Here is a 12,139-nt window from a genome sequence, read left to right as displayed (position 1 = left end):
CTTGCTTTTTCTTTTGTCATTTTTTCTCCTAATTTTTTCTTATTATTTTATCTTAATTAGGAAGCTTTTAACTCTATTTTTTTTTTGTCCATTTTCTTCAGTCCATTATAGTGAATTACCAAATGGTCTTGAGCCGTTTGGTAATTCATTAAAGCTAAGGACAACGACAATCTTATGGAAAAAATAACCATAGAATGATCAAGGTCAAAGGGCTTACCTCTTTGCAAAGAACTAGGATTTAAGCAGATTGTTGATCTCCTGAATAGATAAACCGGTAATACGAGAGATTTCAGGGATAGAGTAATTATTTGAGAACATATTTTTTGCTACTTCAATATTTCGTTCAGCTTTGCCTCTAGCTTCACCTCTAGCTTCACCTCTAGCTTCACCTATTTGGATGCCTATAGATTTGCCTCTAACCTCACCTTCTTCGATATATTTTTGTGCAACAGTTCTCATGATATTGTCCTTATCTTCTGCATATAAATATTTAGTTAGTAATTGTTCTAACTCCTTTTGCTTTTCCTCAGGCAGCTTGGCATCAGTGTACCATAAAAATGACGTTAAGTAAATATAGCCTTTTTCCTTATCTACTAATATCTCTAATTTAAACCTTTGTAAAAATTCCTCCCAAAGGTTTATCATATCTCGTTGATGTATGTGTTTTAGCATATATTCTAACATCCCGATATGCTTCTTCCTGACAATCTCATCATCCGACATACTTTGCAAATCAACTAATTGATAATCCTCTGTCATTAGTTTCTTGGCTATCACTGCATCGGTAAACAAACTCCACAAATTCCTAGGAGCATTATAAACTTCTTTACCATTATAAATAACTAAATTATATACTAATGGTAGTTTATTCCTTCCTTTCTTATGTCTCTCACATAATAATAATGTATATTTCCATAACCGCAGAGCTGTCCAATAATCAACACCTGACTGTGCTTCAATTAATATATAAACAAAAGCCTTACCTTGCTTTTTAGTCGCAACTCCATACACTATATCGCTATATTTCTTATTTAAAGATTCTTCTATATAGCTTTCTTTCTCTACGGTTATTTTTGATAAATCTACTAAATTCTTAAAATCAGTTGGCAAATAATATTCCAGAAATTCTTGTGCTGCCACGGGATCAGCCATTATTGTTTTGACCAATGAATCATGCTTTAACTTTTTTGTCATACAATATTATTCTTCTTAATGTACCAACGGAATTTTGGCTAATTCTTTTTTTAAAAGTTCTTTTTTCTTTTCATATATATCTTGATTTTCATAATCTTTAAAAAAATATTTATTTCTTGAATATCCAAATAATAACAAATTTGAATCAGAGTATTTTACAAATGGTTGGGGCGAGTATTTAGCACTTTCCATACATTCTTGTACATAATTATAAAATAAGTTACTAAAACTGCATATATCTTTATCAGAAAACAATTCATCATTTGGTTGATGATAATGATTAGATGCCCGTGGATCACCTTGAGAAGTTAGCTGATAGACAGCAAATTCAATATAGGAACGATAATGATATATGTGATAACAATATTTACTAATTTTACTATTTTTTTGGACTTGGAGCTTGAACATAAAACTATATGAACCTTTATAATCATCATATCGGTCATCGCCTGGTCCTGTAAGATAGCTTAATCCTGCATAAAATTTAGGTAATACTAATGGATCGTTATCGTCAAAATAGAAAGATGCTGAATTTTGTATAGCTATTAATTTAAAAGATTTAAAATAGTTTATATCAGTTACTCTCTCAATATCAATAATGAACTCTGATGTAAAATTAAAAGTTTTCTTGAAACCAGACATATATTTCCTTAGCTATTTTAAGATAATGCCATTGATGCGTGACGTATGTTGCTAACATTTTTGTCATATTATTTATACTTTATACTTGCTTGTTAAGCTATTGTCTAGTCAACCTTTGACTGTTCTTCCTTCAATATTTTGTACACAGCAGCACGACTTATACCCATTTTTTTCGCTAAGGCCGTACCTCGAATACCTTTCTCCTTATATTGCAATAATTGCTTTCTATCAATCCGCCGCTTAGCTCCAAATTTTATGCCCTTAATTTTTGCTTCAAGCCGACCTTCGTTGGTACGCTCTAAAATCCGCAGACGTTCGGCTTGTGCTACTGCTGATAAAATGGTTACTATCATTTTACCAGTAGACCCTTCGGTGCTAATGCCATCATCTAAAAAACGTACTCCTACACGCATTTTATCAAAGCGATTAATTAGGCTGATCATATCTGCGGTATCTCTACCTAATCTATCCAGTTTAGTAATTAACACTGCATCACCTTCCTCAACTTTCACCATTAATGATTTTAGCCCTTCTCGTTCAAGATTACTACCTGTTGTTTTGTCAGAAAATATTCTTGACTCGATAACTCCTGCTTTTTTGAGAGCCTGTTTTTGTATTTCTAATGATTGATCGGAAGTTGATACTCTAGCATAACCAAATAATCTCATTTTATCTATCCAAATACGTCTATTAAATCAATTCGTTTACTATATTGTCTATTATATTCTGATTTACCATTTAATCTACAGTATATTTAGTACTTTTTCTATTGTCTTCTAACTTATAAATTAGTACACATCAAATAGATATCAAAAAGTAACTTGCATCACTAGACCTAAATCCTGTAAATACACTACTTTTAGTAAACAACTCTATACTATAGAGAAGGACCTTCGAACTCCTTGGATATTACTCTTTGCTGGGCAGCAAATTTATCTCGACCTTGCTGTATATGTTCTCTAGGAAAAAACTCATTATTCTCATGCACCTTTAATGCATAATCTAGTAACTTTAACTGACATGTAAATGATCTCCCGTCTATTATCATCTCTTTGCCTGAGTGAATATCATTTAAATGTTGCTTTAGCCTATCAATTACATGGATATGATATTGATGCGTTAAACTTTGTAACGCACTAGCACTATCTGTAGAATGCTTAATTGTATTAGTTATCTTTCTAGGCTGCATTGCAGTTCTATCAATATACGATCCTAATTTATTCAACTGTTCAAATACATTGTTTTTCTCATTACAATAAGCGTGCTTTATAGACTTTAACAGACTAACACCATTATAATCATACTCCTTATAATCATGTTCATACTCCTTACAATTAACTTGTAAACTAGCTAGATATTTCTGCTCATTTTCTAAGGCTTTGAACGCTTGCTCCGGTGTGTTGGCTCTTTGCTTAGCTTTTACTAATTCTCCAAGCTGAGCAAAAGTATAATATTTATCTCTTACACTTGTCAGGCTTTGCTTCATCTCCTCATAACTTTTTCCTACTAATGATACTGCTAGCTCTTGCCTTTCAAGTTTTGCTCCATACCTATTAGCTTCATTCACCAAATCCTTATATTCATCAACAAAATTATCTGCAAATTCTACTGATTTGCGTGTACTATCAAGTTCGCTACTACCCTTTACATTACTACTCCTATAAGCATCTATTATTTTCTCTTCATTAATCTTAAATTGCTGAATGTAACTAATATTAGCATGCTCTTGCTTACTTAATTTCTCTCCTTCATTGCTACTACCAAAATATTCCTCCAACGTAACGGCTGCATGCTTTGTTAATGCTCTACTAAATGCTTTTTGAATCTCCTCCTCTCCTAAACCTTTGTCCTTTAATATATCGTTAAAGTCTCCTACTTTACTTGGTCTCACTATTTCAACAAATCCTCCTTTACTTAGTAATTCGTTCTTGGCTACTTCGATTGTCTTATTCGTTACTGCATCTATTCCATCATTATCAGCTGCTATAATTATTTTCTCACCTGATACTGCATGATAATTCTTGATATTACTTATGCCTAACGAACAAACTATTTTTATTTGTTTATCTTGATGAGCGGAATCATTACCTAAAGCTTGTTTGACCGATAAAGCAGTTTCTAGACCTTCTGCAATAATGGTGACGCTTCTTCTATTTCTAATATCAGTATTGCTATTAGTATTAGTACTGTTACTATGACTATTGAACTCACTATTTATATCACCATTGCTGAAACTTCCTACATCAACAAAAGACCCTGCTATTTTTCCAAACGATCTCTTTACAATATCAACATCAGCTTTATTATTTGTTTTGCTATCCAGTAATATTTGCTGACCACCAGTAATATACCCTTTTGTGTTTCTTGCAAAAGCTACCAAGGCAGGCACTTTACGTTTAACAGATTTCTCATAACAATTAGTCGTTCTAATATCTTGACTTAGACTATTACGACTTATTCCATCATCATTTAACCTATCGTGACTTAGTTCATCCTCCTTTACCAAATCAATATCAATCTTTCTTGTTTGTACTAAATACTGTCCAGCTGTAGAACTTAACTCTATCTCTTTGCTTTTTGTATATAATTCTTCCGCTTTGCGTATCTTGACTATCTCCTCAGAATTCTCCTTATCAACTCGCTTACAATGTTCTACATATCTATCTGATATCACATGATCATTTACCACCTGTAAGTTAGATCTCATCTTGTTAGGAGTAATCCCTAATCTATCTTGTAAATAACTCACTGATTCTTTAAAATCATAATTCTTCTCACGCTGTACAAGATCAAACAAATCTCCTCCCTTACCTTCGCTAAAGTCATACCAAGTACCCGCTTTATTGCCGCTAATCTTTACTGCCAATGACCCATTATTACCGTACTTTAAGGTTGACCCCTTCGATAGTTTTCTATTCGGATTTCCTAATAAATCTACAACTACTGACTCTGCTTGCATGGATAGCTCTCTTCTAAGATTATCTACCTCAGTGCTATAACGCTCTCTATTCTCCTCCCATTTATTCTCCTGACCTCTCTTATAATCAATATTTGCGTAAAATCTATCCTTTGATGAACCTTTTCTGCTCATTGCTATTATGTTTCCATCTTTATCACCCTCTAACATGCCTATATCATTAATACCAGAATTAGATACACTAGACGTTACATCATCCACCACAATACTTGTATTAGCAACATGACCAATTTCTCCTAATTTTTTTCCTGTAGCAATTTGACTACTATGCAGGTTACCTCCTACTACCAGCTTCTCTTCTCTTGTCTCTACTGCAGCATCCATATGTTGATTTTCTTCATATAACCTATCAAGCACCTCTTCTACACTTACTACACTCTTACTAGGCTCTCTATAATGGTAATACTCCTCTTGTGGTAAATATTTATCCATTAGCTTGGTTATATTATTTGCAGCAAAATCATAAATCCCTACCAATGACCTACTCAAACCATTCATATTATTTAAGATATCTATATCTTCTAAGCTATGATTAGCTTCCTCCTTTGTTAAGTAATTTAAGCTACTACCACTATCTATCGTCTTAGACATTTGTCTAATTAAACTTTCTTTTCCTGAAGTGGCTACCTTATTAACATACAAATTTAACTCACTGATATTTCTTGATAATGCAACGTAGCTGTTCCTTAAACCAGAAAAACCATTGTGGTAGACATATACATCTTTTATCGATGCACCTTGTCCCTTAAATACAGTTACAGCATAGCCATGTTTAAAACTATGAAATTCTGATGGATTGAATTCCACCATTCTATACTCACTGCTGCTTTTCCTATCCTTACTGTCTTTTATATAGTTTGGATTCGTTAGCGATATAATGAATCTATTCGTTTCAGCGTATAATATCACTCCAAGTTCACCATTGACTACACCAAGCTCCTTGTTGGTACTACTCATCACTATACGATCTCCGATCATGTAGTGATTACCTCCTACTTCTATCTCTTGACCCTTTAGCTTACCCTCTAGCTTTAAATATTGACGTACTCCATGATTTAAGGCTGCTACGTCTTTGTTTCTTACCGCTAATATTATTTTATCATCAATAGCGTAACTGCTCTTATGCCAATCGGCAACTAAACTTTGCATTGACTGAATTGCATCAGAACTCCACTTAATCCTTTGCTCTTCTTCTAATATACTCACAGCTCTTCTAACATCTCCATTAGACAATGCCATAGCCGTCTGCTTGCCCCAATCGCTGTCCTGACGTTTTATATCTAATATTGTACTACTACCATATTTGTTCGCTAACACCTCAAACATTCCTCCTCGCTGTACGCTAGTCAGCTGACGCTCATCTCCTGACAAAATTACTGTGCATTTGCGAGTAGCTGCTACCCGCAGTAACTCACTAAAATCATCATTTCCTATCATTCCCGCTTCATCTACTACTACTACACTATTCTTTGGCAAAGCAAATCTTCCATTAGCTAATTTAAACAGCATCCCCTTAATCGTATCAGTATTCCTAAAACCATCAGAAACTAATGCCTCTTTAGCTTTATGGGTTGGAGCAACTCCTATCGCATGTACCTTTAATTCTTGTGCAATTGCAGCAATCTGACGTAATACATGGCTTTTCCCTACACCTGCCCTACCCCGCACTATTTGTAGAGCTGATTTTGAGGTTAGTATATTGGTTAAGGCAATATGCTGTTCTTCTGTTAGCTTGCCCTCTACTGCTACGATTGATTCAATTGTACGTTTAGATATATCTTGATTACTCGTAAACACATTCTGGCTACTCGCTACATAACTGCTAAGACGCAATATCTTCTGCTCTTCTACTCTAACCGCAGACGTAGTATAATACTCAGTACAACTACCATCTTCTCTGTATAACGCTATTACTGATTTATCTACTAAAGCATCTGATACTAACTTTTCTCTTCTTTCCACATCTGGTACGTATTTCACTGCTCTCATTAAGTCACCTTTAGTAAAGACACTCATATGACGCGTTACCTTCTCTAACACTCTAGCTCCGCAATCTAAATGCTCTATTTCAGCTTGCTTCCTTTCTTCATTCCTTTCCGCTGCTTGGTTTAAAACACTCCTCATACGTACTGGTCCAATGTGTTCTTGGGTTATAGTACCTATGCTATCCACTCGATTTGATAAACCTAATTCCTTAAAATAGCCATTGATAATGTCCCTTACCTTCTCATGAATCATCTGCTCTTCTGCAATACCAAATGGATTCTTACCACCTCGGACTTGAATATCTAAATCTCTTGCTTTCTCTCCTAACTTACTACCGCATTCAGCAAATCTCCTTTTTGTCACTAATATATGTGCATGCCAATTCCTCTCTCCATTATGTGGCTTATGAATATCTAATTGTACTCCTAACCCTTCTTTTACCCACTCCATCTTGTCAATAATAATATGTGTTATATTAATTCTATCTTGTAGAGTTAACTCTTTATCATCAGGCAGAGCTATTACAATATCTTTCAGCAGAGAACTATTTTTTCTAATCTCAGTCCTTTCTACTTCATTCATTAGTTCTTTTGTATCTTTAAACTTTTTATCTACCCAATCAGCTAATAAAATCTCATGATAAACATTATCTCCTTTATTTTGAAAGTTATAAGTTACATTAGTATTAATATCTTTAATCTTACTCCTTGCATTATATGCTCCTTTGAGACAAGCATTACCACCGCTCGCTCTTCCTACTAATTCTACTCTCGCAAACTGTATCGCCATTGCTTAATAACTAATTCATATACATTATATACCTATATAATAACTGAGATGATTCTAAAAGCAAGCAAACTTTAGTTTGCCTATTGCGTCTATAACTACTCTAACGAGTGAGTTCTAGAACCTTATAACAACTCCGAAAAAGAATTAGATAAGACTCTAGCGAAATTATTAGAACATTATGGTCTAATAAACATATTTAATAACAGGGGGAAGATAAGCAGTAAATGCAGTCTAGACTTCTATATATTCGAACTTGGTTCACTTAGTTACTATTACCCTAACAAGTATATTCTTGCTCATTATCAAATAATTTGATAATTTGTTATTTCTAAACAAATATTTTACAGGATATAAATTACATGCAGGCGGTAACAGAACAAAAAATTCGATTAGAGCAAAAGAAAAATAGATTAATTGCTGAAGAAACTAAACTCAAACTTAAAGAACGTAAAATGCGTACTCGTCATTTGATAGAAATGGGTGGGTTAATTGTAAAAGCTGAACTTGATCACTTACCTACCAATACATTATATGGCTCTCTACTATCTCTAAAGAATTCTCTAACCAACCAATCTGATATTCAAGAACAATGGACTAAAACTGGCAAAGCTGATTTTGATCAAAAACAACAACAAAAAACTGCTGTCATTCTTAAATTAGACGAAAAACCTTCACTAGAAATTCGTTCTCATATCAGAAGCCACTCTCTCAAATGGAATCACCTCAGAAATGAATGGTATGGTTATGTCCTTGACATGCATACTTTAAAGAATGGGCTTGGGGATTTGAAGTATGAGCTGCAAGTAATTAATACCAATTGCAATAATTAACGCGGTGTATTTATCCAGTCTCTATAAATATAAATAATTGATTTTACTAAATTTACATTCTGAGCAAGTTGATTCCAAGCGTAACAAGCCATAGTGACGATATCTTCATATACACATTTCCATTAGTATAGCTTAATCCATTAAGATATTGACACTAAATTTTGGAATGCCTTATTATATGAAATATTAAAGATTACCCCATCTGTAAAGACCTTAGTGAAATACTAGTATTCAGCTATTAATACCACTACATATTAATACATACTAGTATTTATCTATTAATACCACTACATATTAATACATACTAGTATTTATCTATTAATACCATTGCATATTAATACATATTGATTATACTACTATGTATCAATACATACTGGTACATATTTATGCTTATATTAATTGGAGGGGAAAAAGGTGGATCTGGTAAAAGTTGTATAGCACAAAATTTTGCTACTATTCTTCGTAGAATAGAAAAAGAAGTTTTATTAGTTGATTGCGATCCACAAAAAACTACTTCAAGCTGGATACAAGAAAGAAACGAAAATAAAAATTTACTATATATAGAATGTATACAATTGTATGGTAATATACTAAAAAGCTTAGAACAACTTAAGAAAAAATATAAAATTATAATAGTGGATTGCGGTGGTCAAGATTCTAAAGCATTAAGATCTGCATTAGTGTCTTGTTCTCATGCACTATTTCCAATCAGACCTAAACGAAGAGATTTAAAAACTTTACCACATCTAGAAGAATTATTATCAGAAGCTAAAATTACTAACAATAATATTAGATATGCTACTGTAATTAATCAAGCTCCAAATCTTCCTTCACAAATGCAGAGAATTTTAGATGCAAAGGTGATATGCCATAATTGGAATATCCCATGCTTAGATTCTATCTTATTTTACAGAAATATATATGATGATAGTGAAGAATCAGGGTCTAGTGTATATGAAGAAAATACTGATTTAAAGGCTAAAGAGGAATTATGTAAAGTAGTAAATGAATTTTTGAATATAGAGATCAAAAATGTCTAAATTATTAGGGTTAAAAAAAGAAGATATAAAAAAGCAATTTATAGAAAACGTTAATAAATATCAAAATGGTATCAATAATAATAAAAGTAAACACATAACTTTAAGTATGAATGATAAATATATTGAGTTAATTCGATCTTTATCAAAGCAAGATAGGTTAACAAAATCAGGTGTCATTAGGGCAGCTCTAATATCATTCGCTAAGTTATCAAAAAGTGATAGAGAAAAAATTTATGACGAAAACTATGAAGATTAATAATAAACTATCTGACCCATCAAATTTTAACGACACAATAGAATTGTCTCAATCTAATACTTTGCAAGGTACTAAAATAATTACATCAAATATTTCTATTTCAGAATCAAAAAAAGTAACACTTGATTTTCAAGAAATATATAACAAATTACACAACAAGTTTCCTAATATAATTAATATGCAAAATCCTGTAATACTTGCTATTGGTATTCATAAAGAACTTGCTAAAGAAGTAAATCTCTCAAATCAATCTATTGGTAAATGGGTGAGTTGGTATATACGAAAATCAAAATACTATATCAATCACAAAGAAGGTGCAGCGAGATTTAATCTAAATGGAGAACCGTGCGGGACTATTACTGAAAAAGAAATAAATCTTGCCGATGCTAGAAAGAATTCAGTAAACATAAAAAACAAGGGATACTAAATGATTCTTACAGGATTTCAATTAAGAGCCTCACGAAAAGCGTTAAATTTGTACTTAGAACAATTAAGCCAAAATACAGGAGTAAGCAAAGTTACTCTCATGAGATTAGAAAAAAATACTGCTAATTTAGCATTAATAAATTGTACTACAAAAAACGCCCAAATTTTATATAATTATTTTACACAAAATAATTTATTGTTTATAGATCAACATACTATCACTTTAAATACTATTATAGAACCTAAGCCTATAGAAAATAATTTAACTAGATTTCAACTCATTGTTGCTAGATGTGCTTTAGGATTAACACAAGCATCTCTTAGCAAATGCATATCAATTAAAAAATCGGTAATTACTGAATATGAAAGCAAAATAAATAATACCTACCTCACCAGTAGATACTCATATGTGGACAGTATATTACAATATTTTCACGACCAGGGATTAATTTTTTCTAATAATCTTTCAGTCAAAACAACTAATTAACTACTCTTTTTATATAACAAAGCTTAAAAAACATCATCATTGAACTATAAATTATAGTATTTTAATTATCAAAGTGATGTAGTAATCATTACAAATACTTGTACGGTAATTGGAAAATTACACAGCTTTAGAAGCAAATTCATTACTGTAGCAGGGTGATTTAGTAAAAAGAAATAGTTGACTGTCTACCACAGCTTATGTTAATGTGAACTTTGGAAATAAAAAAAACACAAGCTTAAGTAGACATGTTACTGTTTAATTATATAATATAAGTTATAAAAAATCAATACTAATCTCTTCTTAAGCTCCATTATGGGGCAACATGCAAATATCTTCAACTATAATACCTATTTCACATCTTCTAATTAATACTGAAGTAGTAACTAATTCTTCCAAGGACACTAAACCTGACTTTACCTCATTACACACCGTAGTAACTGAGAATAAATCCTACACCCCAATTACTACCTGCGTACTACAACACATTCTTACAACCACACATCTCTGTGACCTTGAAAAGTTGTTCTACATATTAGCTGATAGTTTAAGTCTCATTAATCACAATAAAGGTAAGAAACGTAGTGTAACTATTTCTGCAAGACAATGGGCTGAGAAGCTTAATTGTTCTGTAGCTGAAATATTTTTCATGCAGCAAAGCCTAGAACAAAAAGGTTATTTTGATATTTATCGAAGCAAAAGTAAGGATGGTAAGAATAAGAAAAATACTATTACACCTACTTTGCCTGATTCAGTCTTTAACTCTTTAGCTAATACTCCCAACAGATTTAATATTGGTACATATTCTACTGATACTTCTTTATATTCTAATTTTACTTCTGCCGCTTACTTACCTAATCTAGAAAATAAAAGAGCTTACCTTGATAGAACTAAGATGTTTATTAAGCTTAACTACGATCTACTTTTGCTTATTACTTCTTGTAACTATTTAGCTAAGTACGCAAAAGTTCTATGGTTAGATTTTTATGCTATAGGATATAGATATTATCTGAAACATAGAGATTGTGACAATAATACTACAGAGACTAGTCAATATCATGCTAAAAACACTGAAGAACTAAGTGAAATGTTTATGTATACATCTTATAACATCAAGACAGATGATTATGTTAATTATGTCGCTCCACCTAATAGTTATTCTTTAACTACTACTTACAAAGAACTGCAAGATAAATACTCCTGTAGTAAGGATGTCATCTCTAAAACTCTAAAGGAGTTAGAGACAAAAGGATTTATTACTAGAAAACGTTTCTTTGTTAAAAATGATGATGAAGATAGTAATCTACATGATAAGTCTGTTTGGCGTATTACTGTTACTTTACCAGATATGATACAACAACATCTACAAAATGAAGTGAAAGATCGTGCTAAACCCTCATCAGGAAGCGTTGTTGCCAATTCTGACCCATATGTCGTCAATTCTAGTCAATATATAAATAAATACTTTATATCAAATACTAAAGATTTAGATAATATAGATAGCGAAAAAAGTTT

At 32.1% G+C, this 12,139-nt stretch carries 10 protein-coding genes and 1 pseudogene; 7 read left to right on the top strand and 4 right to left on the bottom strand.

The genetic code is table 11. From position 1 onward, the window contains the following. Positions 1-187, top strand: a 187-nt coding sequence (locus tag RiCNE_RS07795; protein WP_204839950.1) for a hypothetical protein, incomplete at its 5' end; no start/stop codon positions are given. Positions 188-231: 44 nt separating this feature from the next. Here RiCNE_RS07795 and RiCNE_RS03590 read toward each other — a convergent pair. The 4 genes from RiCNE_RS03590 to RiCNE_RS03575 all read right to left on the bottom strand — a co-directional run bounded on the left by RiCNE_RS03590 (position 232) and on the right by RiCNE_RS03575 (position 7,588). Further along, positions 232-1,194, bottom strand: coding sequence for an Rpn family recombination-promoting nuclease/putative transposase (locus RiCNE_RS03590; RefSeq protein ID WP_094649252.1), 963 nt, complete (start codon positions 1,192-1,194; stop codon positions 232-234). Between the two features lie 15 nt (positions 1,195-1,209). Further along, positions 1,210-1,836: a hypothetical protein gene (locus RiCNE_RS03585; protein WP_094649251.1), complete on the bottom strand. Its 627-nt coding sequence runs from the start codon at positions 1,834-1,836 to the stop codon at positions 1,210-1,212. A gap of 104 nt (positions 1,837-1,940) precedes the next feature. After that, complete coding sequence (locus RiCNE_RS03580) at positions 1,941-2,504, bottom strand: recombinase family protein (RefSeq protein ID WP_094649250.1); 564 nt, start codon at positions 2,502-2,504, stop codon at positions 1,941-1,943. 209 nt (positions 2,505-2,713) lie between these two features. Next, complete coding sequence (locus tag RiCNE_RS03575) at positions 2,714-7,588, bottom strand: AAA family ATPase (protein ID WP_094649249.1); 4,875 nt, start codon at positions 7,586-7,588, stop codon at positions 2,714-2,716. A gap of 359 nt (positions 7,589-7,947) precedes the next feature. Between RiCNE_RS03575 and RiCNE_RS03570 the strand changes: the two genes are divergently transcribed. From RiCNE_RS03570 to RiCNE_RS03545, 6 genes and pseudogenes are all read left to right on the top strand, one after another. After that, a complete protein-coding gene (locus tag RiCNE_RS03570; protein WP_094649248.1) occupies positions 7,948-8,418 on the top strand; it encodes a conjugal transfer protein TraD in 471 nt (156 codons plus the stop codon). A gap of 386 nt (positions 8,419-8,804) precedes the next feature. Then, a complete protein-coding gene (locus RiCNE_RS03565; RefSeq protein WP_094649247.1) occupies positions 8,805-9,458 on the top strand; it encodes an AAA family ATPase in 654 nt (217 codons plus the stop codon). Beyond that, the gene (locus tag RiCNE_RS03560) at positions 9,451-9,714 is read left to right on the top strand and encodes a hypothetical protein (protein WP_094649246.1); all 264 of its coding nucleotides are present in this window, start codon (positions 9,451-9,453) and stop codon (positions 9,712-9,714) included. The genes RiCNE_RS03565 and RiCNE_RS03560 overlap by 8 nt, the downstream gene beginning before the upstream one ends. Continuing rightward, positions 9,692-10,141 (top strand): ProQ/FINO family protein, encoded by a 450-nt coding sequence (locus RiCNE_RS03555; protein ID WP_094649245.1) that lies wholly within the window; start codon positions 9,692-9,694, stop codon positions 10,139-10,141. The genes RiCNE_RS03560 and RiCNE_RS03555 overlap by 23 nt, the downstream gene beginning before the upstream one ends. After that, the gene (locus RiCNE_RS03550) at positions 10,142-10,627 is read left to right on the top strand and encodes a hypothetical protein (RefSeq protein ID WP_094649244.1); all 486 of its coding nucleotides are present in this window, start codon (positions 10,142-10,144) and stop codon (positions 10,625-10,627) included. It abuts the gene before it with no gap. Between the two features lie 322 nt (positions 10,628-10,949). Beyond that, positions 10,950-12,139, top strand: a pseudogene (locus tag RiCNE_RS03545) (hypothetical protein); the annotation flags it as partial.

It is taken from the genome of Rickettsia endosymbiont of Culicoides newsteadi (assembly GCF_002259525.1).
In the GTDB taxonomy this organism is placed as follows: domain Bacteria; phylum Pseudomonadota; class Alphaproteobacteria; order Rickettsiales; family Rickettsiaceae; genus Tisiphia.
Note: the sequence above shows the minus strand (reverse complement) of the source record. Positions and strands in the feature narration are given on the sequence as shown.

Coding starts and splice junctions, on each gene's coding strand:
- RiCNE_RS03590 (WP_094649252.1), bottom strand. CDS start 1,194: ATGACAAAAAAGTTAAAGCATGATTCATTGGTCAAAACAATAATGGCT.
- RiCNE_RS03585 (WP_094649251.1), bottom strand. CDS start 1,836: ATGTCTGGTTTCAAGAAAACTTTTAATTTTACATCAGAGTTCATTATT.
- RiCNE_RS03580 (WP_094649250.1), bottom strand. CDS start 2,504: ATGAGATTATTTGGTTATGCTAGAGTATCAACTTCCGATCAATCATTA.
- RiCNE_RS03575 (WP_094649249.1), bottom strand. CDS start 7,588: ATGGCGATACAGTTTGCGAGAGTAGAATTAGTAGGAAGAGCGAGCGGT.
- RiCNE_RS03570 (WP_094649248.1), top strand. CDS start 7,948: ATGCAGGCGGTAACAGAACAAAAAATTCGATTAGAGCAAAAGAAAAAT.
- RiCNE_RS03565 (WP_094649247.1), top strand. CDS start 8,805: ATGCTTATATTAATTGGAGGGGAAAAAGGTGGATCTGGTAAAAGTTGT.
- RiCNE_RS03560 (WP_094649246.1), top strand. CDS start 9,451: ATGTCTAAATTATTAGGGTTAAAAAAAGAAGATATAAAAAAGCAATTT.
- RiCNE_RS03555 (WP_094649245.1), top strand. CDS start 9,692: ATGACGAAAACTATGAAGATTAATAATAAACTATCTGACCCATCAAAT.
- RiCNE_RS03550 (WP_094649244.1), top strand. CDS start 10,142: ATGATTCTTACAGGATTTCAATTAAGAGCCTCACGAAAAGCGTTAAAT.